Origin of the sequence: Priestia sp. JSM ZJ58, from assembly GCF_044383985.1 — a bacterium.
GTDB lineage: Bacteria > Bacillota > Bacilli > Bacillales > Bacillaceae_H > Priestia > Priestia zanthoxyli.
In genome coordinates this window covers 1,741,810-1,763,370 of record NZ_JBISEM010000001.1, presented here as the reverse complement: position 1 = coordinate 1,763,370, position 21,561 = coordinate 1,741,810, and the positions used below count along the sequence as shown (strand labels likewise).

General features: G+C 37.8%; 21 protein-coding genes. 7 read left to right on the top strand and 14 right to left on the bottom strand.

The genetic code is table 11. The annotated features are described in order from the left end of the window. Positions 1-124: 124 nt before the first annotated feature. Positions 125-1,267 (top strand): C40 family peptidase, encoded by a 1,143-nt coding sequence (locus ACH6EI_RS09445; RefSeq protein WP_028412815.1) that lies wholly within the window; start codon positions 125-127, stop codon positions 1,265-1,267. Positions 1,268-1,347: 80 nt separating this feature from the next. On the opposite strand, the gene ACH6EI_RS09440 is transcribed toward ACH6EI_RS09445, so the two are convergent. The 6 genes from ACH6EI_RS09440 to ACH6EI_RS09415 all read right to left on the bottom strand — a co-directional run bounded on the left by ACH6EI_RS09440 (position 1,348) and on the right by ACH6EI_RS09415 (position 6,966). Further along, on the bottom strand, positions 1,348-2,352 hold the full coding sequence (locus ACH6EI_RS09440; RefSeq protein ID WP_099331113.1) for a 3D domain-containing protein: 1,005 nt from the start codon (positions 2,350-2,352) through the stop codon (positions 1,348-1,350). Positions 2,353-2,781: 429 nt separating this feature from the next. Beyond that, positions 2,782-3,531 (bottom strand): oxygen-insensitive NADPH nitroreductase, encoded by a 750-nt coding sequence (gene nfsA / locus ACH6EI_RS09435; protein WP_028412813.1) that lies wholly within the window; start codon positions 3,529-3,531, stop codon positions 2,782-2,784. A 92-nt stretch (positions 3,532-3,623) separates the two neighbouring features. Next, on the bottom strand, positions 3,624-4,757 hold the full coding sequence (locus ACH6EI_RS09430; RefSeq protein WP_028412812.1) for an MGDG synthase family glycosyltransferase: 1,134 nt from the start codon (positions 4,755-4,757) through the stop codon (positions 3,624-3,626). Then, positions 4,754-5,347, bottom strand: coding sequence for a DedA family protein (locus ACH6EI_RS09425; RefSeq protein WP_028412811.1), 594 nt, complete (start codon positions 5,345-5,347; stop codon positions 4,754-4,756). The genes ACH6EI_RS09430 and ACH6EI_RS09425 overlap by 4 nt, the downstream gene beginning before the upstream one ends. A gap of 15 nt (positions 5,348-5,362) precedes the next feature. Then, positions 5,363-6,073, bottom strand: a complete 711-nt coding sequence (locus tag ACH6EI_RS09420) for a polysaccharide deacetylase family protein (protein ID WP_098625840.1) — start codon at positions 6,071-6,073, stop codon at positions 5,363-5,365. Between the two features lie 290 nt (positions 6,074-6,363). Continuing rightward, positions 6,364-6,966: an alpha/beta hydrolase gene (locus tag ACH6EI_RS09415; protein WP_033579450.1), complete on the bottom strand. Its 603-nt coding sequence runs from the start codon at positions 6,964-6,966 to the stop codon at positions 6,364-6,366. 822 nt (positions 6,967-7,788) lie between these two features. Between ACH6EI_RS09415 and ACH6EI_RS09410 the strand changes: the two genes are divergently transcribed. Continuing rightward, the gene (locus tag ACH6EI_RS09410; RefSeq protein WP_028412808.1) at positions 7,789-9,579 is read left to right on the top strand and encodes a transglycosylase domain-containing protein; all 1,791 of its coding nucleotides are present in this window, start codon (positions 7,789-7,791) and stop codon (positions 9,577-9,579) included. Between the two features lie 36 nt (positions 9,580-9,615). Here ACH6EI_RS09410 and ACH6EI_RS09405 read toward each other — a convergent pair whose 3' ends face one another. Together ACH6EI_RS09405 and ACH6EI_RS09400 are read right to left on the bottom strand one after the other, a co-directional pair. Continuing rightward, positions 9,616-10,947 carry a polysaccharide biosynthesis protein gene (locus ACH6EI_RS09405; protein WP_013057669.1) on the bottom strand — a complete coding sequence of 444 codons (1,332 nt, stop codon included), beginning with the start codon at positions 10,945-10,947 and terminating at the stop codon, positions 9,616-9,618. Positions 10,948-11,241: 294 nt separating this feature from the next. After that, positions 11,242-12,159, bottom strand: a complete 918-nt coding sequence (locus ACH6EI_RS09400; RefSeq protein ID WP_028412807.1) for a DMT family transporter — start codon at positions 12,157-12,159, stop codon at positions 11,242-11,244. Between the two features lie 150 nt (positions 12,160-12,309). Between ACH6EI_RS09400 and ACH6EI_RS09395 the strand changes: the two genes are divergently transcribed. Beyond that, entirely contained in the window at positions 12,310-13,686 is a 1,377-nt protein-coding gene (locus ACH6EI_RS09395) for an aminotransferase-like domain-containing protein (protein WP_028412806.1), read from the top strand. A gap of 63 nt (positions 13,687-13,749) precedes the next feature. Here ACH6EI_RS09395 and ACH6EI_RS09390 read toward each other — a convergent pair whose 3' ends face one another. Beyond that, entirely contained in the window at positions 13,750-14,148 is a 399-nt protein-coding gene (locus ACH6EI_RS09390) for a FixH family protein (protein WP_028412805.1), read from the bottom strand. 150 nt (positions 14,149-14,298) lie between these two features. Here ACH6EI_RS09390 and ACH6EI_RS09385 point away from each other — a divergent pair, with 150 nt between their 5' ends. Both ACH6EI_RS09385 and ACH6EI_RS09380 read left to right on the top strand, forming a co-directional pair. Further along, positions 14,299-14,877, top strand: a complete 579-nt coding sequence (locus ACH6EI_RS09385) for a hypothetical protein (RefSeq protein ID WP_098113305.1) — start codon at positions 14,299-14,301, stop codon at positions 14,875-14,877. 96 nt (positions 14,878-14,973) lie between these two features. Next, the gene (locus tag ACH6EI_RS09380; protein WP_098113304.1) at positions 14,974-15,639 is read left to right on the top strand and encodes a type 1 glutamine amidotransferase domain-containing protein; all 666 of its coding nucleotides are present in this window, start codon (positions 14,974-14,976) and stop codon (positions 15,637-15,639) included. A 42-nt stretch (positions 15,640-15,681) separates the two neighbouring features. On the opposite strand, the gene ACH6EI_RS09375 is transcribed toward ACH6EI_RS09380, so the two are convergent. Continuing rightward, a complete protein-coding gene (locus ACH6EI_RS09375; RefSeq protein WP_099331114.1) occupies positions 15,682-17,409 on the bottom strand; it encodes an ABC transporter ATP-binding protein in 1,728 nt (575 codons plus the stop codon). A 219-nt stretch (positions 17,410-17,628) separates the two neighbouring features. Between ACH6EI_RS09375 and ACH6EI_RS09370 the strand changes: the two genes are divergently transcribed. Continuing rightward, a complete protein-coding gene (locus tag ACH6EI_RS09370; RefSeq protein WP_099331115.1) occupies positions 17,629-17,823 on the top strand; it encodes a hypothetical protein in 195 nt (64 codons plus the stop codon). A gap of 31 nt (positions 17,824-17,854) precedes the next feature. Here the strand turns inward: ACH6EI_RS09370 and ACH6EI_RS09365 are convergent, their stop codons facing one another. Together ACH6EI_RS09365 and ACH6EI_RS09360 are read right to left on the bottom strand one after the other, a co-directional pair. After that, complete coding sequence (locus ACH6EI_RS09365; RefSeq protein WP_223546155.1) at positions 17,855-18,916, bottom strand: copper resistance D family protein; 1,062 nt, start codon at positions 18,914-18,916, stop codon at positions 17,855-17,857. A 4-nt stretch (positions 18,917-18,920) separates the two neighbouring features. Then, the gene (locus tag ACH6EI_RS09360; protein ID WP_049165347.1) at positions 18,921-19,481 is read right to left on the bottom strand and encodes a copper resistance CopC family protein; all 561 of its coding nucleotides are present in this window, start codon (positions 19,479-19,481) and stop codon (positions 18,921-18,923) included. A 286-nt stretch (positions 19,482-19,767) separates the two neighbouring features. Here ACH6EI_RS09360 and ACH6EI_RS09355 point away from each other — a divergent pair, with 286 nt between their 5' ends. Next, positions 19,768-20,037, top strand: coding sequence for a CPCC family cysteine-rich protein (locus tag ACH6EI_RS09355; protein WP_098113301.1), 270 nt, complete (start codon positions 19,768-19,770; stop codon positions 20,035-20,037). Positions 20,038-20,088: 51 nt separating this feature from the next. Here the strand turns inward: ACH6EI_RS09355 and ACH6EI_RS09350 are convergent, their stop codons facing one another. Both ACH6EI_RS09350 and ACH6EI_RS09345 read right to left on the bottom strand, forming a co-directional pair. Beyond that, on the bottom strand, positions 20,089-20,790 hold the full coding sequence (locus ACH6EI_RS09350; RefSeq protein WP_098113300.1) for a poly-gamma-glutamate hydrolase family protein: 702 nt from the start codon (positions 20,788-20,790) through the stop codon (positions 20,089-20,091). A 553-nt stretch (positions 20,791-21,343) separates the two neighbouring features. Further along, positions 21,344-21,517, bottom strand: coding sequence for a hypothetical protein (locus ACH6EI_RS09345; RefSeq protein WP_013057683.1), 174 nt, complete (start codon positions 21,515-21,517; stop codon positions 21,344-21,346). Positions 21,518-21,561: the final 44 nt, after the last annotated feature.

Below are 21,561 nucleotides of genomic sequence, written 5' to 3'. Positions count from 1 at the left end.
TTCTATCAGGTACGCAAACTGCTAAAAAATATGAAATTAAAGGAAAAGTACTAGTTCTTTTATAACCTAATATAGTATAATCTATCTGCTATACTATTATTTGGATATTTGGGGGACTTTACAAATGAAAAAAGAGAAACTACTTGTACCATTTATAGCAGCATCCGTTTTAGTAGGAGCATCGGTGACAACGCCTGTTTTTAGCCACTCTGCTTATGCTGCTTCTTCTGTGAGCGTTTATCAAAAAGACGTTAATTCGCTAGCAGATTATTACGCACCATTTTATAAAACCGTAGAAAAAAAGCTAAAAGAAATTGAAGGAATAAAAGATGACGAAAAAGCGTTAGCGGCATATGATCAGCTTGCGGATCAAATTGACCAGTTTCTAACAAAGACTGATAAAAATTACGCGATGAATCATCTTAATTCAGAAGCTGATCAGCTTCAAGGGTATTTATATGACAGCTTAATTGCTCTTTACAATTACATTGTAGATCTTGAAGACTATGCGTATGGAGATGTAAGTGACGCGGAATTTAATAAGATCTCTGCAAATTTTGAAAAAGAAATCAACGCATACAATACGCAATTTCAGCAAAAAGCGAAGAGCTATAAAACGAAGCGAAAAGTAACGTTTAGCGCAAATATGAGTTATTTGCTTGATGAAGATATTCAACCTTCACCAACAGCTCCATCTACACCGGCTGATAACAATGGCACCTACACGGTGAAAAAGGGAGACACGCTGACAGCAGTCGCTAAAAAGTACGGCATGACGGTAGCTGAATTAAAAAAATTAAACAATTTAAAAACAGATGCGCTAAAAGTTGGACAAGTGCTGAAAGTGAAAAGTACAAGCGCACCTGCGCCGGCTCCAGCACCCCAAACTTCTGTTAGTGCAAAACAGCAGCAAATCGTATCGTATGCCAAAACGCTAATTGGAAAGCCATATAAATATGGAGGCACGACACCAAAAGGTTTTGATGTATCAGGGTACACACAGTATGTATATAAAAACGCGGGTTCAACTATTTCTATCCCCCGTACAGTAGCAGATCAGTATAAAAGCGGAACGGACGTAAAGCAAAACAGTCTGCAGGCTGGAGATTTAGTTTTCTTTAAAAACGGCAAATCCGTTTCAGTCGTAGGAATTTACCTAGACAAACAAGAATTCATTTATGTCAGCAGCAAAGGCGTTAAAACACAATCACTTTCAACAGCGTACTGGAAAAACAGCTATGCGGGCGCAAAGCGTATTATAAAGTAAAAAGAGGTGCCATAAGGCACCTCTTTTGTTTTACTAGCTATGTATTTCTATACTAGACTAGCAATTTTATAAAAAACTTCTTAGTTCATAACCGTGATTTTAACAGATTTTCTTCCGAACTGTTGAGCATCACCTTCAGAAGGAACGAATACATCAATTCGATTGCCTTTAATTGCTCCACCTGTATCGGCAGCTACAGCTTCACCATAGCCTTCTACATAAACTTTCGAACCTAACGGAATAACACTAGGGTCAACAGCGATTACTTTTTGGTTTGGATTTGCTTTTAAATCCACTCCTGTAGCAGTTGTACCGCTACATCCAGCACAATTAGCCGTATAGGCAGTTGCTTCAACTGTCATTGATTTGCCGCTGGCTTGTTGTGACGATTCAGCAGGTTGTTGTTGTTCTTTTTGAGCTTGTTCAGCTTGAGCTTGCTGCTGCTCTTTTTGAGCCTGTTCAGCTTGAGCTTGCTGCTGCTCTTTTTGAGCCTGTTCAGCTTGAGCTTGCTGCTGTTCTTTTTGAGCCTGTTCAGCTTGAGCTTGCTGCTGTTCTTTTTGAGCCTGTTCAGCTTGAGCTTGCTGCTGTTCTTCTTGAGCCTGTTCAGCTTGAGCTTGCTGCTGTTCTTCTTGAGTTTGTTCAGCCGGCGCTTGAGCTTGCTGAGCTTCTGGAGCAGCTTGGGCTACTGAAGGACTTGATTGCTGAGCTTGGCCGTTTGGAGACTGAATTTTTAGTTGTTCGCCAGGATAAATTAAATCTGACTTCAGTCCGTTCCATTCTTTAATTTGATCTACCGTCACGCCGTATTGCTGACTGATGGACCATAATGTATTTCCTTGCTGAACTTTGTGCGTCATTTCTTTTATAGTAGCTACGTTTAATTCTTGATTTGGATAAATAATATTAGATGTTAAGTTATTTGCATCTTTTAGCTCGTCTACGCTCACGCTGTGCTTTTGAGCGACTTTCCATAACGTATCACCTTTTTCTACGTGATACGTTCCGCTTGTAGAAGCAGAAGCTGCACCTACAAATCCCGCTGAAAGGATTGCTGTTGTTCCTAGAGTAAATATAAATTTTTTCATTACGAATACCTCCTTATTTACTCAATGATTGAATGATATCATCCTCACATTTCACAGCCGTTACAGAGCCATGCTACTTTTATTACAAAACTTAACAAAAAGGAACGTTTAAACGTAATATTTCTGATAATTTGGCTATATGATGAAACGTTTCTACTTTTTACTGCTTTTTATTGTTGTTTTAACCAAAATAGTTAAATTTCTCTATCATTGCTGGCTATGCCTCTTCTTTTTTATTGACCATTTAACGGGTATATTAAGTTTTTTTCGTAACAAAAAAGAGGTTGGAAATGAATCCAGTCAACTGCTAGAAGGAACTACATAAATGAAACCTATGTTCACCATAACAAAAAAAGCGAACCGCTCATCAAAGATTCTGATGAGCGGTTCGCTTTTCAATTCGGCTAAACTACTTTTGTCCCAGCCTTTTTATTTCTTATTAAATCCTTGCTTTTCAACAAATTCTTTCATGTACATACGCTTAGGATTGGAAAGCATTTCAGCCATTTGACCAGTCCATGTGTCTTGACGTTTGCCATTTGTTCGTTCGTTGTAATAAGCAGAAATTTCTTCGTTATACGTCGTTAATTCTTTTTTCGTCTGCTCATGGTTTGGCTCATATGTTTCTTCATGATACACATGTTTAAATGGTAAGCGCGGCTTTTTATCCGTCATACCCGCTGGATGTCCAACCGTTAGACCAAATAACGGGATTACATGATGAGGCAGTTTTAACAATTTGCTTACTTCTTCTAATTCGTTACGCAAACCGCCAATATAACAAGCTCCAAGTCCCATTGATTCAGCAGCAAGCGTTGCATTTTGCGCAGCAAGGGCAACGTCAATAATAGCTACCATGAACTGCTCTGTGCTTTCGAGCGCTGTCGATAAATCTTTTTTCTCCATTTCTGCAATGACATCATGACGATGAAAGTCAGCGCAAAATACAAAGAAGTGTCCATTTGTTTCTACGTAAGGCTGATTTCCTGCTAATTGGGCAAGCTTTCGCTTCGTTTCTTTATCTTTTACTCCAATAATGGAGTACGCTTGAATATAGCTTGATGTGGAAGCTGCCTGTGCGCTTTCTACAATCGTCTGAATTTGCTCTTCCGACAATGGTTTGTCTTCATATTTGCGAATAGAACGATGATTTAAAATCGTTTCAATAACTGAGTTCATATTATAATCTCCTTTTACTTCATTTAACCTTCTACAGATGTTATATCTACAGTTAGTTTATCGAATGTAAAAAGAAATAACCAATGTTCTGCTTAAAATTGATTTTGACTTGTCTCATATCGATACAGCTTAAAGTGATCTGCAAGCACGCGATCTACTTTTACTTCTAAGCTGTCTACATATTCGTCCATTCGTTTTATCAACCGGTTTCGTTTCACATCATTTTCTAAAATGTTCTTAAGCTGCTGTTCAAAGGCTTCAGCATCATTAAGCGGTATCAGCAGCTCTTTTTCTTTTAGATATTCAATGTTAATTTGTTCTTGACCGGGAAGAGATGAATGAATAAAAATAGGTAGTCTCTTATGAAGGGCTTCGCTAATTGTAACGCCTCCTGCTTTTGTGACAATGGCATCTGCTCCTTCATATAAATCATTCATTTTCTCTCTTGATTTTACATACGGGACCGCTTTAACTTTCGGGTGGTTTAGTTTCACTAGTTCTTGATACAACTTTTTATTTTTTCCACACAGCACATAATACATATACGTACAGTTTTGCGGAAGCTGCTGAAGCATTTTGCGTACATTCCCAAGGCCCGAATTTCCGCCGGCAATCAGGATATGCTTCTGTGGCATGAGATGGTCAATCCGTCTTTTTAAAAACGCTTTATGAACGGGAATGCCCGTTACATAAATAGAAGACTCTTTTACACCGTGAACGTTTTGTAGAAATGCTTTCGTATCCTGATCAGGCACGCAGTGAAGCTCGATTCCATTTTTCCCCCATACGTCGCTTACTAAGAAGTCGGTGTATACGTTTATAATAGGAAGATCAATGATTCCTTTTTCTTTTAAGCCGCTTAATACACAGGAAGGAAAGCTGTGTGTGCAAACAATGACGTCGGGCTGCTCTGCATCAATTAATTTCTTCATATGATATTCGATAATCGGCCACTTTTTCACGACAAAATCATCCATCGTATGGTCGTTTTTTTTGTATACATGCCCGTAATAAAATTTTTCAAACTGCTTTGGAAAAACAGAAATCCATTTCATGTATATCGATGAAATCATTTGTTCAAGCGGTTTGCTCCAATAGCTTAAACAATCAATTTTTTGACAAATAACGTGAGAAAAACGTTCCATGATGGCATCCATAACGGCGTCTGCTACTTGGTGATGACCAGATGGCATCTGAAAAAGCGGCAAGAACAGAACCTTCCTCATTGACCATCCCTCCTCTCAAGACGTTTTCGGTTTCTTTTTCTTTTTATAAGTAAATAAATAACAAAAAAAGCTACAGCTCCCATAATGATATACGAAATATGAATCCGGTCTCCTACATAGTAACCTAGAACGAGAAAAGAAAGGACCCATACTAGACTGCCTACCACCGATAACAGCAAATAAAGCAAAAACGGATAGCGACTTATTCCTGCCATATATGGGCTAATTTGACGTAAGCCTGGAATATATAAACCAAATAAAATGGTCCATATCCCATATTTATGGTAGCTGCCGCTTGCCGCTTCAATTTTCTCTTTGGTTAACCCTACGTATTTTCCGTATTTATCAAAAAATGGGGTTCCTGCATACCTTCCTAGCCCGTAAGCAGTAAGCATTCCAGTTATAACACCTAAAAAAGCAAAAAGAGATGATTCGTATAAGTTCAGCTGATGTTTGGCAATAAACATGCCTAATAATATTAAAAATGATTCTTCAGGCGCTGGAATTCCAACGATCCCACAAAAAAGTACAAGTAAAATAACAATATAACCATAGGAATGTATATACTGAGAAATAATTGTTAAGTCCACTGCTCGCTCCTCTATTTACGATTGATTCATCAATTGCTGCATGGTTATACTTTCATACCCTTGCTGTTTTAAGTAAGGTAAAAATTCTTCTAACGCCGCAATCGTCATTTCAGGTGCTTTTTCATCTGCTCCCGGGGTATCTCCATTATCGTGTAAAACAAAAATGGCTCCATCTTCTACTTTACGCATTAGTTTTTGAACTAATGCCGTTTTCGTTGTTTTTAGTGTCCAATCCTGAAAGATTCCTGTCCAAATCACGAGGTGATATGGCTTGGCCATTAATAAACTGCTCATATTTAAATGTCCCCACGGCGGACGATAAAAAAGCGGCTTTTGATTTGTTACTTTCTCTATAACCTGTGCACATTGATGAATGTGTCTTTTTAATTGCCAAGGTGTTTGCGTCCATGCACTCACGTGACGATGATGATGTATAGCTACTTCATGTCCTTCATCAATCATCCTGTTTAAAATAGACGGGTGTTTTTCCCCTAGTTCTCCCACAATAAAAAAAGTAGCTTTCATTTCATGCAGTTTGAACAAGTCCAAAATTTTTGGCGTATAAACAGGATGAGGCCCATCGTCAAATGTTATAGCTATTTTATGCTTTTTTGCCCCTTTTATTATGACTGATGAATGATAGCGACGGTAAAGGGTTTGCGAAATAATGGTATATACACATATAACCATTAGAACGAAAAGTAAAACAATAAAAAAACGAGTCATATGCTTTTAACCATCCTTTTGAATTTAAATCCTGCATTTATTATAACGGTTTACTCAGACTTTGGTTTCATTTTTTTGTGATAGAACCCAGGAATTTTAAAATAATTTGATACTTTACATAAAAATAGCTGTTCTGCAAGGATATACCGGAAATAAAATGATATCATAAAATTTCCCTTCATTCAGTAAAAAAAGTACTTTTTACCATTTATATCTATCTTTTGTATGATAACTGTCCTTGTTTTTTGAAAATAAAAAAACTTCCCGCACGAGTGCGGAAAGTTTTGAAATTAAAATTTTGACCGATACCATTTTTCAGCTGCTTCAATTTCTGTTCGTGTTAACTGATGTCCAAATGATTCCCAATGGACCTGTACGTCCGCTCCGGCTTTTTCTAAAAGAGCAGAAAGTTCTTCCGTTTCTGATGCTGGGCAAATAGGATCGTTTGTACCTGCGCCGATAAAGATAGAGGCGTCGGTCTTAGGCACTTCAATTCCTCTTCTTGGAACCATCGGATGAAGAAGAGCCGCCCCTTTTAAAGAATTCTCATAATGAAACAGCAAACTTCCTGCAATATTGGCACCATTTGAGTAGCCTACAGCTACGATATTGTGTCGGTCGAATGAATATGTTTCAGCCGCTTCATCTAAAAATTGATGAAGTTCTTTTGTACGTTCAATTAAATCTTCTATATCAAATATTCCTTCTTGTAAACGTCTAAAGAAACGGGGCATTCCGTTTTCTAGTACATTTCCTCTTACAGATAATACGGAGCAAGAGGAATCAATCATATCTGCAACAGGGAGCAGATCTTGTTCTGTACCTCCTGTACCATGCAACAGCAATAAAGTCGGTTTCGTCTCGTCCGTTCCTTTTTTAAAAATATGTTTCACGTATATCCACTCCTTTTAAATATCTCGAATTAAAGATAATTTTATTATAAGAACTTTCGAAGCATTTGTAAAGGAACTACTGTCAAAGAAATACCTGTATGTTTTGCTGGCAGTATCACATAATACTGAATAACTTCATATGGCCATTGCTCATATGCAGCTAGGTATTTAATTCGTTTGACTTACAGCGGGTAAAGAAATATTCCACTTTTATCTAAGTGCTCCCGTCAAAAGGTGGATAATAATTAAAACTCGCCCGTCCTCCTTCGTATAAAAAGTGCCCTAGTCTGATAAATTAGTTAATTTTTGCTTTATTTCGTTACTTTCAACAGATATCAGCATTTATACCCGAGCGTACTAAATCGTATTTCTTATACGTGTTATAACAACTTTTTTCTATGAGAAACAGAACGTAAAATACCCCCTTGGTTTTTCATAAAGGGGAACAAAGCCCCGAATGGTGCTTTATACGACTTTATTTGACAAACACAAATTTATGGGTAAACTAAGTTCAGATGATTGTATTTCACTTTGTTTCAGTTTAATAAAAAAACGAAGCATCTGCGAGTAAGCAAAAAATAACTGCGTAAAGAGCTATTTATGTCAATCGTCTTATACCCTAAAAACTTACCTGCACTTGAATAATAGCCTTTATTAAACTTAGCGCGTCAGCTTGTAAACGTTAATACTTTATCACCCATCTCTTTGTTAAAAGATTGAATGGGTCAACAAACTTCAGCATTCTTTACATAACGACCTTGTAAAGACGAAGAATGTAGCTATGTGTGAACATGGAATTATTACTTAGTGGAGTGAACCAACATGAGGAAATTTATTTTAGCCTTTTTAGTCGTTGTTTTAATTGTAATGCTAGGAGTTACCTATGTATTAAAGCAATTTCAGCAAACGGCTGATTTATCTTACTCGAAACTGCAGTCGGTTCAAAGTACGGTAGTCTATGACAAAAATGACCGTAAGATTGACGAATTGTATAAAACTGTTCCCCGTCAAAATGTTTCGAGCAATGAAATTCCCGATTATGTAAAAATGGCGTTTGTTGCAACGGAAGACCGTCGCTTTTACAAGCATTTTGGGATTGATTTACAAGGTATTGGCCGCGCCCTTTTTAAGAACATTGTAACAATGAGTAAAGCTGAAGGCGCAAGTACCATTACACAGCAGTTAGCAAGAAATCTTTACTTATCTAGTGATAAGACCATTAAACGTAAAGTAGATGAAATGTTTCTATCACTAGGCTTAGAAAGACAATTTACAAAAGATCAAATTTTGGAATTATATTTAAATCAAATTTATTTCGGAAGCGGTGTATACGGTATTGGTGCAGCTTCTCAGATTTATTTTAATAAGCCTGTATCAGATTTAACCGTAGGCGAAGCTGCGCTTTTAGCAGGACTCCCAAAAGCGCCGAGTACGTATTCACCAAGCAATAGTACAGAAAAAGCAACAGCCCGACGAAACGTTGTATTGAAACTGATGCATGACCAAAACGTTATTAGCGATACTCAGTATCAGCAAGCGTTAAATGAACGTGTAGTCGAGCCTAGTATTCCGGTTAAAAAACCGAACTCAAATCAAGCATTTATTGATTATGTAATTAAAGAAGCTGCTCAACAATATGGCGTATCTGCTGATGACCTTTATAAGGGTGGTTATGCCATCTATACAGATTTAGATCCTAATTTACAGGAATCGATTAATAACTCTGTAGCAAATCATACGTTCCGAGATGATGCCATCAACAGTAAAGTAGAGGTTGGGATTTCAGCTGTCAACCCTAAAACAGGTGGGATTTCAGCGATGTATGGAGGACGCAGCTATGAGCGAAACGGCTTAAACCGTGCTACAAGCGGCTATCAGCTTGGTTCAGCTATTAAGCCTTTAGCCGTATATGGTCCAGCCTTAGAAACTGGAGATTATACACCAACTTCACTCTTAAGTGACGAACGACAAGACTTTGGCGGTGGATATAGCCCTAAAAACGCAGAAGGTGAATATCAAAAGCATGTGACAATGCGTGAAGCACTTACTCGTTCACTTAACGTTCCAGCTGTTTGGCTTTTAAAACAAATTGGTATTGATACAAGCGCAAAATTCATGGAAAAAGCTGGACTTCCTCTTGAAGATGACGATAAGTCAAAATTAGGGCTTGCTCTTGGAGGAACGACGACAACGTTCTCTCCCCTTCAGTTAGCACAAGGATATACAACCTTCGCTAACAAAGGCGTCATGACTAAGCCGTACGCAATTCGAAAAATTGAGATGCGCGACGGTGAAGTGAAAAAGCCAGACATTCAGACAGAGCGAGTAATGAGTGAAGAAAATGCGGATACAATGACATCCATGCTGCAAGACGTAATTGAAAAAAGCTATGGAACAGGTGTTAACGCTCGTTCTTCACGAGATGCTGCAGGTAAAACCGGTACAACCAACGACGTCAAAGATGCTTGGTTTGTCGGGTATACCGATGATGCAGTCGTTTCTATCCACGCTGGCTTTGATAATGCTAATTCTACGCAAACAACGAAATACTTATCAGGCGGCGGCGGACAAGACCCTGCTACACTGTTTAGCTCAATTATGAATAACTGGTAACCAAAAAACCTCCAACTTCACTGTTGGAGGTTTTTTTTAAGATAAATGCGTTTTATGCTTAAGTGAAAAAAAGGAAACGTTAATGACTTTGCAAATCGTTACATAATGCAGAACGGTCAAAACAACCACGCCACAGTTCATCCCGATAATAATTCCCTGCATGCCAATATTTGTTTGTGATCCTAAGAAAAACATCAGGGAAAAAGAGACAATATGAGACCAAATCGTATGATAAAAAGCATCTTTTACATAGCCGAGTCCAATTAAATAAGCTTGAAGCGGGACGGCAAAGAAGTGAAAAAGAAAATACGGCCATAAAGCCTTTAGATAGTACACGGCTTCTGTAGAATGAAAAAACAAGTTAGTAAGCGGCTCAGCAAAGAAATACATCGCCACTATAGACGGAATCCCATATAAAAATGTCATTTGCATACTTTGAGTCAAAAGTCTTTGAAGCTGTTCTTCCTGATTTTTCGCATGAGCTTCAGATACAGCAGGTATGAGTGCTACTAAAAGAGAGTGAGCAAAGAAAGCCGGAAAAAAGCCGATCGACATCGCTACCCCTGTTAGCATACCAAAATGCTGCGTTGCCCCGGTTAACGTCATGCCCGATAAAACGAGCGCGTGTTTGATTAAAAACGGCTGAATAGCATTACATACCGCATTAAATAAACGCAGTCCCGTGGTCGGAAGTGAGACGCCTAACAGCTTTTTCCGAATCTCACTTGGAGAAAGCAGAGGCCTGTGCCCTCTTGATAAAACACTTAACTGAGTAACATACGTGATAAAAAAATAAAGCAAAATAACAGCTTCGGTTCCAATCAGTGTACAAATCGCAATAAACAGAGACATTTTAACATCTGTGAAAGCGAACATTTGAAAAACAACAAATAAAATAGTTAGCTGAAAGGCTTTGCGAATAAAATTAGACACAGCGATGGTCGTCATATTATTTTTACCCGTAAAATATCCACGAAGCACCGCTGAAAATGAAACAACCGGAATGAAACATAGTACAACCCATTTCAAGTAAGGATGATAGTGACTGAAAAATGGAAAGGCTGCTAATACGGCCAGTGTAATAAAAAAGATCCCCAAGCTCACAGCAGTCGCAAAAATGGTGGCATGCTTCATCATATGCTGATGTTCTTTGCGATGATGTTCAGCAAGAAATTTAGAAATAGAAATAGGCAGTTCTAAGTTGGCTACGGTGGCAATAAGAAAAATGATAGGAAGAACAGTCATGTACATGCCCATGCCTTCCCTTCCTAATTCTCTAGCAAGTACCATATTTACAAGAAATTCAATTAACTCTCCTGCAAAGGCAGCACCTGCTAGAATAAACGTTCCTTTTAAAAAAGTGTTCATCTCGTTATCTCCTCTATCTCCCGTCCTTTTTCATCACTACCTCTTCTCTCTATGTATATGACAAGCCCAATACGAATTATTTGTCTAATTGTATTTTTTCGGTGTACAAGTTCTTGTATAATGTTCAACCTATGTGAAAAAAAACCGTTATATACCTTTTTTACATAGGAAATTCATTCATTTCTTATCTTTTGGCTCTTGAAACTTACATAGAAAAACAGGAGACTGAATGAACCTGCCGATTGCTAACGGAAATAGAGCATGCTGTTTTAATGTAACAAATTTACATATTAGTTAAGCGTCTTTATTCATCATTTTCTGGGGATGCACTTCTTTTTTTGATACCGAGGCGTTTTTGCCTAGTACAACCGAAAAGACAACAATTATTGCTATAGCAAGAGTAAAAAGTGTAATTGATTCGCCTAGAAATAGAGCTGCAAACAGAATCATTAAAAACGGCTGCAAATATTGAACCTGGCTAACTCTGGCTATTCCCCCCATAGCCATCCCGCTGTACCAAGCAACGTATGCTAAAAATTGACTCACGACTGATAGATAAATCAAACTAACCCACGCTTTTAAAGGCGCATGAAGCATTTCAGCTGTAATGCTTAGTCCCACTGGAATCATAAAAAATGGCGCACCGATGATAATGGCCCAAGCAATTACCTGCCAGCTGCCTAATTCTCTTGCTAACACCCCTCCTTCTGCGTAGCTCAGTCCAAGTATCAGCACCGCTGCTAGTAGAGCGGCATCGGCAAACTGCAGTTGACCAAATCCGAGGTGAAGAGCATACACGATAACAGCTGCAGAACCAATCATGCTTGATATCCAGAATTTGAAAGAAGGACGTTCACCTCCTCTAAACATCGCAAAACCGGCTGTGGCTAATGGTAAAAGAGCGAGTTCAACCGCTCCGTGAGAAACAGGCAATGATTTCATTGCCCAGGAAGTGAGCAGAGGAAACCCTAAAACTGCGCCTAAAGCAACGATCAGCAGACTTTTAAATTGGCGAAGAGAAGGAAATTTTTCTTTTCGTACAATCAATATCACAGCTACTAAGATAGCAGCTATAGCTGTTCTTCCTAAACCGGCGACTGTCGTTCCGAAATACTCGACTGCAACACTTGTAGAAGGAAGGGTTAAGCTAAAACAGATAACGCCTACTACCCCTAACAATAAGCCGATTTTCTCTCTCGTTTCTTTTTGCATCTTACCCTACCCCTGTCTTTTTATTTTTCAGAACTGTACCATTTTTCTAAAAAAAGTTCTGATATAATTAAAAGGATAGCGCAGGACAACTAGTAAAATAAATCATTCTTTTACCTAACTGTACGGGTACAAATTAAAGGAGTAGGACCTATGAGTTTGAAATATCTAAAAATCATGGAAGAAATTAAGCTTGGCCTAGCAAATGGATCGCTTATTGCAGGTGGTAAACTCCCTTCTGTTCGCCGACTCTCCCACCATTTTTCGTGCAGCAAGAATACCGTTATTAAAGCGTACAGCGAATTAGAAAAAGAGCATTTAATTTATTCTGTTCCTAAAAGCGGCTACTACGTTGTGGCAGAATTTCAACATAGGACGAATGAAAACGAAGTGATTGATTTCTTGTCTGCTGGTCCAGATAAAAACGTTATGCCTTATCTTGAATTTCAGCATTGTATAAACCAAGCAATTGAACACTACAAAGAAGAGCTTTTTACATACTCTGATCAACAAGGCTCTTACTCATTGCGGGTACAGTTAGTGAAACACTTGCAGAGCCTACAGGTGTTCACTCAAGCTGAAAGGTTAGTTGTTGTATCTGGGTCTCAGCAAGCTCTTCACTTATTAGTTTCTATGCCATTTCCAAATGGAAAAAATAATATCCTGATTGAACAGCCCACTTATTTCGGTTTTATCGAGTCTCTTACCCTGCACCAAACTACTACTTTTGGGATCGAGCTATCGATGGAAGGGATTGATCTTGATCGTTTGGAGTACATTTTTCGAAATAATGACATAAAATTTTTCTATATTATTCCAAGATTCCATAATCCTCTTGGACATTGTTATACAAATTTCGAGAAGAAAAAAATCGTGGAGCTGGCCGAAAAATACGATGTATATATAGTCGAGGATGACTTTTTGGGCGACCTTGATCCCGATGCAAAATCAGATCCTTTATTTTCTTTTAATCCTTCTGGACGAGTCATTTATATTAAAAGCTTTTCGAAAATTTTTCTTCCTGGGTTACGCATTGCTGCTATCGTGCTTCCTTCGTTAATGAATAGCAACTTTTTACGCTATAAATTCAGTTCAGATTTTAATAGTTCAGCGCTTTCCCAAGGTGCTCTTGAAATTTATTTAAAAAGCGGCATGTTTACTAGTCATCTTAAAAAGATAAAAGAGGTATACCATACCAAAATGCAAACTCTTGTAGAAGCATGTGATTCACTGCTGCCCGCTCATACACATTTTTCTAAGCCACCTTCAGGATTCTATTTATCCATTAGTTTGCCTGAGCATGTGAAAGCAAAACAGATTGTCCACATGCTAAACGAGCAGCACATATATGTTGATGATGCTTCTAGATTTTTTTTACCAGAATATAAACGAGACACTCTTATCCGATTAAGCATCTCACAAGTAAATAAGAATACGATCAAACGAGGGATTGAACAGCTGGCTCAGTGTATTACTTTAATTGATGATAGAAAACATCATCCTATTCCAAATAACCTTTTCCCCTTGTAGAATGGGAATTTAACGGACATACTAAGCGAAAAGAAGCCAAGGAATTAGCATCCTTGACTTCTTTTATTTAACCGTAACGGTTATAAGAGGCATGTTATGCGTCCCTTTTGCAGAAACATGTGACTGCACGGTATATGTGCCAGGCTCAGAGAAAGATGTTTGTATCTCATATACACCTTTTCCTATTTGTTTCGGCTTTAACATCTTCCCTTTCCCTTCGCCATCTTTTTTCTCTATTTCAAATTCAATCATCTCAACGTCATCATTTTTTACTTTTTCGTCTCCATATGTAACTTCGGCTTTGTAGATACCGCTTTCATTTTTCTGTAACGCCTCTGGGCCTTGAAGGTTTACGTCCAACGGTTTTGGCTGCTCAGCATTTGTGCTTTGAGCAGGTTCCTGACCACAGGCTGTTAAAAGTAAACAAAGACTGATTATAGATATACTTATTCTTTTTTTCATGTATTCATCTCCTTTTTAAACCCTTTGTTTAACTATAACGCGTATTGCAAAGAAAAAAATGAATTTTTTTAAAAAAGAAGGATTTTTAAAGATTTTTTAAGAAAAAAAGTTCATACTGATACTAACTAGTTTTTTCCAAGGAGGAAGAAAATGAATTCCGCTAAATCTCCAGCTAAAAAATCATGGCTACAGACGTTAATCAAAAATAAAAGTGAGCGTAAAAAAGTGATCTTTATCTTTACTATCTCTTTTTTACTAGTTGTAGCAGGGCTTATTTACGTCCCTATTTATAAACATTCCCTTCCGCTTGATTCTAAAATATACGAAGGGAATTTTAAAGAGCTTGGTTCTATCGCACGAATTGGTTTCTTTGCAGCTTTAGCTATTTATCCTATCTTTTTATTATTAAAATGGAAACCGATATCGCAAATTAAAAAAGGAAAGTTTGAGTTAAAACCGCTTATTCAGTTTTTAGCCAAGTACGTTCGTCAGTGGCACGTTCCCGTTGCCCTTATATCAACTGCTTTGATTATTTTACATGGTTATATGGCTTTGATAAAAGGATTTCAAGCAAATTTTACGTACTTTTCAGGAATTATCACGATGGCTGTTCTAGCTTGTCTGCTTGTGATGGGTGTGAAGCGCTATAAACGTACAGATAAAAAGTGGCATCTTAAATTTGCTATCTCTTTTTTGGTTTTGTTTATGGTTCATGCTACGTTTTCATAACTTGCCATTGTTTAACCTTTTTTATATAGGGTACAGTTCACAATAAGTACATGATATGTATCACTATACGTTTTACATCATTTAGGAGGTATAAACATGGCAAGAGTGTTAGCTGTATTATCAAGCGGATACGAAGAAAAAGATTATCACACAGGTTGGTGGGCAGAAGAATTATTTGCTCCGCTGCAGAAGCTTGAGAACGCAGGACACACCGTTGATTTAGCCTCACCTTTTGGAGGTAAGCCGGAAGTAGACGTTCGAAGTATTTCAGAAGACTTTGATCCAAATGGAACATATAAGAAATTATATGAATCAGGAAGAGCGGATCAGACAATGAAGCTTGAAGAAGTAGATGCTGAGAACTATGACGTTATCTTAGTAGTAGGCGGCCACGGCGCTATGTTTGACTTAGCAAAAAATGTGGACTTGCATGCACTTATGAACAAAGTGTACGACAACGGAGGTATTTTAGCAGCTGAGTGTCACGGACCTTCTGTGTTTGCTTTCTTGAAAGGATCCGATGATGAACTGTTAATTAAAGGACTAGACGTAACCGGTTATCCTGATGAAATTGAACCGGAAGAAGTACTTCCCTTTTTACCATACAGTTTAGAACAAGAACTTCGTGAAGTGGCTAATTACATCCCTGAGATGGATAAAAAAGCATATGCTGTTTGGGCAAATGATCAAATTGTCACAAGCCGAGATCCTTTTTCTTCTGAGTTAATGGGTGATGAATTAGTTAAAAAGCTAAATAAATAAACTAAAAAAAGACTGCTCGAAAGCAGTCTTTTTTTGTTTGTTCTATAGGGATGTTTGAAACTGCTGCTCTACCAAACGCCGGTAAAAAGAATGAGAGGCTAACAGCTCTTTATGCGTTCCGCTTCCTGTAACTTGCCCTTCTTCTATTACAACAATTTGGTCCGCATTAATGACCGTAGATAGACGATGAGCAATGACGAGTGATGTGCGTTCTTTCATTACCGTTTCCAATGACTCTTGCACAAGCTTTTCTGATTCGGAGTCCAAGCTAGCTGTCGCTTCGTCCAGTAGTAAAAACTGGGGATTGCGTAACAGTGCTCGGGCAATTGCAATACGCTGTCGCTGTCCTCCTGAGAGATTAATACCTCTTTCTCCAATCATTGTTTCGTATTGAGCTTCAAAGGACTGAATGAAATGATGAGCATTCGCTAACTTCGCTGCTTCTTCTATTTCTTCATCCGTCACATGCCTCTCTAACCCGTAAATGAGATTTTCTCGAATTGTTCCTGCTAAAATCGGAGAATCCTGCTGAACATAGCTAAACAGGTGACGCCACGAACGTAAGTTGACGTTTTGACTGTCTGTTCCATCCAAGAATATGTGCCCCGATGAAGGCTCATAAAAGCGTTCGATAAGCGAAAAAACAGTAGATTTCCCAGCTCCGCTAGGTCCAACAAAAGCGGTAACTTCTCCTTTTTTAGCAGAAAATGAAACTTCCTGCAATACGGGTTTATCTTCATATTGAAAAGCAACTTTATCGAACCTTAAACTCCCTACCTGTTCAAGAACTTCTCCATTTTCATAGTTCTCTTCTTTCTCAGCTAATATATCAAAAATTCTTTCTGAAGCTCCTTTAGTTTGCTGAAAGCTCGTAACAAATCGGGTAAGTGAACCAACCGGAACCATAATTTGAAAAAGGTAAAGAACAAAAGCCACCAGCTCTCCTGCAGTGATAAATCCCTCGCTCACCCGGTACGCACCAAACCCGACGATGGCAATCATAACAGCAGTCATTACCGTGCTAATAATCGGTGTAATGATGGCTTCAATTTTAGCTCTTTTAACACCGAAGAGGTAGAGTGACTGAAACGATTGTAAGCCCGAATCAACTTCTTTTTTCTCTGAACCGGATACTTTAATCAAGCGGATTTCACTCAGCATTTGAGCTAAAAAAGCTGTAAGCTTGGACATTTTATCCTGCTGCTCACGTGAAATTTTATGTATTTTTCTCGCTAGCGGCATAACCAGTACAAACATAACGGGAATAACCGCTAATAAAATGAGCGTCATGGGTACATCAAGCGTAAATAAAATAACAATGGCAACGATAATAGATAAAATATTTTTAACAAAGTCAATCATTTCTGTTGACAATAAGTTCATCACAATGGTTGTATCATTTGTAATGCGGCTTACCATTTCACCGGAACGATTTTGGTCGTAAAATGAAACCGGAAGCTTTATGAGCTTGTTCCACACTTTATGTCTGAGTTCTTTTACAACACCTTGCCCTACTTGAGCAAGGAGATAAAGAGACAGTGCGCTTGTTACCATTTGAGCAGCAAATAAGCCAAGAAGTCCTGTCACAAGCTGTGGTGAGACGCCTGTTGAAATTTTCTCCATCACTTCTTTAATAACAAGAGGAATGGAAAGAGAAGCTCCCGTATTGATTAAGGCCAGTATAAACGAAATGACTAACTTCCCTGTCGGAGGGTTTGTTAACAACCACAATTTTTTAAATGAAAAATGAATTCCTTTTTGCGTATTCATCTTAGTTCCTTTCTACTTCTTTTAATAGGTGGTGTACACACTTTAGGCAGACACCGCACACTTTACCTTCAAAGTTCTATCTTATTTTACACTATTTCCTTTCTCAACCTGAACTTCTAAGCTTTTACCTATTTTTTGAACTCGTCTATACAAAAATGACAAGCTGGTCATATACTATGGTACACTGAATTTCTTTACTAGATGAGAGGTTGAATAAGAATGTCTGTTTATATTAAATCTATTTCAATTGGAACCATTTCTGGCGGGATCGTTATTTTTGGAAACGCAGGAAATATATCGCCTCCAAGCGGCTCTACGTCCAGCTCTGGTTCTGCTTCTAGTTCTAATTCTCAAATGCCGATGCCTCCCTCTATGGGAAAAGGCCCGAGAGATAACACAGCTTTTAATGGCTAATAAAAAAACAGTGAGATATTTCTCACTGTTTTTAGAATTGAATACTTGTCATCATCGCAATATAAAACGCAAAAACACACAAACCTGCACTTAATAAGCTAAGCCATACTGTCTTTTTGTAAAAACAAATAAGTACATACACAAAAAACAGCAGTGCGACAAATAAGAATAGGATACCTACAACCGTTACGTGAAACGTTAGAGGGAGCGTCACTTGTTTCCCATAAATAAACGGAAGAATCGATGAATCCATTGCCATATGACTTATATTAGTTGGCGGCGATTGCGTTACCATGATAGCTGTAAATAAAAAAATGATCAGCAAAACAATGCTTTCTGCTCGAATCCACATCACGGGCTTATATTCTGGATGTTTTATCGCTTTTTTCATAAGAAAGCCATTGATGACGGCAAATGCAAGCAGCGGAATAATCGTAATATGCTTTAACAAAAGAGATTGCCCGTAATCTGTAGCCCATGAATTTACATAGTTGGACAGCCCCATGATAATAACCATCGAAATGAACCCACTTAATGAAAGAAGCACAAAACAAGCGATCGCAAAAGGAGTAAACCAGCTTAAGAAACTTTTCCAATTGGAGGTTTCTTTTGAAAAAGCGGCAACAATCAGAACCACTCCTCCCCACAGTCCAACTGCTAAAATATGAAGGGAATGAGACAACATGCCGCTAAGCACAGAAGCGGATGCTGCGTGACTTGCGTAGGCGATTCCTCCCACTAAGGCTACAGTCAGTAATGTATACATATGAGGGTGGCTCTCTATTGAAACAGCAACGATACATAAAATAGCAATCAGTACAACAAAAATCCAAGCGTGTCCTGTTCGTGTTTCCAATAATACAAGACGAACTGTTTCACCTAACCCTCTTATTTTTGAAAAAGATAAAATAATCTCAAGCGAATTTCCAACCGAAAAAAGAGCGACAGCCGCTGCACTTGCAAGTAGCCATCGCTTTGATAATAAAATTGTTGGCTTTTTTGTAAGGGGTACATATTGCAGTACGGCAAATCCTAATAATAAGGAAAGAGCTACGTATGTGAACCACTCAAAAACAGGCAACAAAACACTCATCTTTTTAAGCCTTTTTCTTTCTGAAGATTAAGAGTAATGCTCCAACCACCACTACAATAGCAATAATCACGATAACAAAAAACGATGAAGAATCATTGTTCTCCGTTTTTTCATCATTTGCTGCTGCACTTTTTTGGTGCTGTTCGGATTGCGTGGCGCCCTGCTTTTTTTCACTATCTTTTCCGGCTGCTTGAGTATTCTCTTCTTTTGCTTCATCTTTCACATCTACTTTAAAAGCAATCGAATCTTTTATTACGTGCCCATCTTCCCCTACAATTTCCCAGTTTACTGCGTAAGATCCGTTTTCAAGAGGCTGATCAACAGAAGCTATTAAATCATGACCCTCTACTTTTTGCGATGCAAGTGAAATGTTTTGTCCATCTTTTGCAACGGTCATTGTACTAATTTTCTCAATCGGTGTTTCAAAGGTTAATTTAATTTCTTTTAGAGGAGCTGTAACAGTTGCACCATTTTCCGGTACTGTTGTTTGCACATGTGTATGAGCAAAACTAACTGTCGGGACAGCTAAAAAGCATGCTAAAAGTAAACCTATTATTTTTTTCATATTTATGACTCCCTATCTCTTTTTTCTTTTTTCATTCATCATATCCAAAAATGTTTTTATGTAGACGTTTCCGAACACGATCTATTTTCCTAGTAAGTGTACTCCTTTTTCACTCAATCTCACAAGAACTATCACCAATTCGTTATAAAATGTTCACAAATCCTAGGTAAGGTGCCGCGTAATTTTTTGAATATTCTTTCAGACTATCCTTGAATATAGTAAAATAGTTAAATAAGATGGCTGACTTTTTTCTAGCTTAAAATCCCATACAGAAAGGATAGGAACAATGAAAAAGTATACGTGCCCTTGCTGCGGTTATCAATCGTTAGACAGTGATGGTGACTATGATATTTGTGAGATATGTTTTTGGGAAGACGATCCGTATCAAAAGCTGAATGCCAATGAACTAGGAGCTAACTCTATTTCTTTAATAGAAGCTCAGCAAAATTTTACAGTTTATGGAGCATGTAATAAAGAAAGCTTACAGCACGTGAGAAAGCCTTCTGTTCAAGATGTAAAAGATTTTAACTGGAAACCTATTATAAGTCACGAATAGCAAAACTAGTTTATAAAAAAAGAATGCTTGCGAAAGCATTCTTTTTTGGATTCAGTAAGAAGTGGAAACAAATGTAGAAAGCACATTTGTAAACTTATAAAAAGTTTGAGTTTTAGACGAATCTCTTCCTTGTGAAGTGAATGAATGAAACATAGCACTTCGCAGCGGTTGGCTAATCTCTAATTGAATACTTTTGCCGGTACGATTTTTATTTGCAATATTTTTAGAGTTAATGCCTGCAATCTCATCGTGCCCTTTTGTAATCAGTTCCGCGGGAAATCCATTTTGATTTAATAATTGCGTTAATTTTTTTGCACGTTCCCGATCAGTTCCCCCCACAAAAATATGTTTTTTATTCCCGGAATATCCGTGAAGAGATAAAACATTATCATACATGCTTACCATCTTACGCGCTGTGGGCTCATCAAAATGAGTGCTTGTGAGGTGCAGATCTCGCGAGCCTTTCGATTTTAACGATTCGAATAGGTAAAGAGCATTTTGTTTGCTAAGCTCTTTGGCAATTTCGCTTGTCCCGCCTTCAATTCCTCCACCGTGTGGAGCAAAGATAAGGACAGGGCTTTTCGCTTCTTTAGTCGTCACTTTATAGCTAGCTGAAGACTCGTGCTGTGAGAGCTGCTTGAAATTTTGATATTTATCAGTTGATGCACTAGATGTGTCTTGAAAAGGTGAAATGAATAAAACGAATAGACAGATACATAAGGTAGAGAAACTTACTAAACGATAGCTTTTCAATTTGTACTCCCGCTTTCTATTATGTAATAAGACCTAAAACATTAGAATCCTAAAAAATCCAAAAATAATATTTTAGTAGTCTTATTTACTTATCGTTTGAAAATACAATTTATTCAATAGTTCTTAATACCTATTTATACTATTTAAAAAAACTTCAGCGCATATCCACTGAAGTTTTTTACTTTTTTGTTTTTATTTATTTAAAGCAAGCGCCAAACTAATTTTATCCAGCCAAAGAAGGCGATCCATAAAGGTATGCTCAAAGATGTTCCCCACGCTAAACCAATTAAGAAGTTTCCTCTTTCAATCATACAAACCACTCCTTATGAACATTGTAGGTGAACAAGTACAATTCTATACCTTCACTATAACAGAAAGCGCTTTCATTTAACAGTCACTTACACGTTTTTAGTGCTATATTCATACAGAAAACCGAATTTCAAATAGATAAAGGGCGATATATAAGAAAATGAATAATTACAAGGTGTAAAAGTATAATAATCTACTAAAAAAAAAAGAAACCTTCTTTGAAGGCTTCTTTTCTAGGTGTTTTTTATTGTTCGCCGCTGCGCTGCAAGCGATTCTCAATAAATAGGCGCTCAACAAATTTATTTAGCTGGGCTTGATACAAACGGCGCTCATCTAGCGTTTTTGCGTCTTGTATTTGCTGTTTAAAGCGTTTGATTTGCTGTCTTTGTTCAACCGTTACATGATGAGAAAGAAGCATAGGTCCCCCTCCATTTCACTAACGTTTGAATTAAGTAAACCAAG

Excerpts from the sequence above, each read along its gene's own strand:
- ACH6EI_RS09445 (WP_028412815.1), top strand. The coding sequence starts at position 125 with ATGAAAAAAGAGAAACTACTTGTACCATTTATAGCAGCATCCGTTTTA.
- ACH6EI_RS09400 (WP_028412807.1), bottom strand. The coding sequence starts at position 12,159 with ATGCAAAAAGAAACGAGAGAGAAAATCGGCTTATTGTTAGGGGTAGTA.
- ACH6EI_RS09365 (WP_223546155.1), bottom strand. The coding sequence starts at position 18,916 with ATGAGTGTTTTGTTGCCTGTTTTTGAGTGGTTCACATACGTAGCTCTT.
- ACH6EI_RS09410 (WP_028412808.1), top strand. The coding sequence starts at position 7,789 with ATGAGGAAATTTATTTTAGCCTTTTTAGTCGTTGTTTTAATTGTAATG.
- ACH6EI_RS09355 (WP_098113301.1), top strand. The coding sequence starts at position 19,768 with ATGAAAAAGTATACGTGCCCTTGCTGCGGTTATCAATCGTTAGACAGT.
- ACH6EI_RS09345 (WP_013057683.1), bottom strand. The coding sequence starts at position 21,517 with ATGCTTCTTTCTCATCATGTAACGGTTGAACAAAGACAGCAAATCAAA.
- ACH6EI_RS09360 (WP_049165347.1), bottom strand. The coding sequence starts at position 19,481 with ATGAAAAAAATAATAGGTTTACTTTTAGCATGCTTTTTAGCTGTCCCG.
- ACH6EI_RS09390 (WP_028412805.1), bottom strand. The coding sequence starts at position 14,148 with ATGAAAAAAAGAATAAGTATATCTATAATCAGTCTTTGTTTACTTTTA.
- ACH6EI_RS09380 (WP_098113304.1), top strand. The coding sequence starts at position 14,974 with ATGGCAAGAGTGTTAGCTGTATTATCAAGCGGATACGAAGAAAAAGAT.
- ACH6EI_RS09420 (WP_098625840.1), bottom strand. The coding sequence starts at position 6,073 with ATGACTCGTTTTTTTATTGTTTTACTTTTCGTTCTAATGGTTATATGT.
- ACH6EI_RS09440 (WP_099331113.1), bottom strand. The coding sequence starts at position 2,352 with ATGAAAAAATTTATATTTACTCTAGGAACAACAGCAATCCTTTCAGCG.
- nfsA (WP_028412813.1), bottom strand. The coding sequence starts at position 3,531 with ATGAACTCAGTTATTGAAACGATTTTAAATCATCGTTCTATTCGCAAA.
- ACH6EI_RS09385 (WP_098113305.1), top strand. The coding sequence starts at position 14,299 with ATGAATTCCGCTAAATCTCCAGCTAAAAAATCATGGCTACAGACGTTA.
- ACH6EI_RS09395 (WP_028412806.1), top strand. The coding sequence starts at position 12,310 with ATGAGTTTGAAATATCTAAAAATCATGGAAGAAATTAAGCTTGGCCTA.
- ACH6EI_RS09430 (WP_028412812.1), bottom strand. The coding sequence starts at position 4,757 with ATGAGGAAGGTTCTGTTCTTGCCGCTTTTTCAGATGCCATCTGGTCAT.
- ACH6EI_RS09370 (WP_099331115.1), top strand. The coding sequence starts at position 17,629 with ATGTCTGTTTATATTAAATCTATTTCAATTGGAACCATTTCTGGCGGG.
- ACH6EI_RS09405 (WP_013057669.1), bottom strand. The coding sequence starts at position 10,947 with ATGAACACTTTTTTAAAAGGAACGTTTATTCTAGCAGGTGCTGCCTTT.
- ACH6EI_RS09375 (WP_099331114.1), bottom strand. The coding sequence starts at position 17,409 with ATGAATACGCAAAAAGGAATTCATTTTTCATTTAAAAAATTGTGGTTG.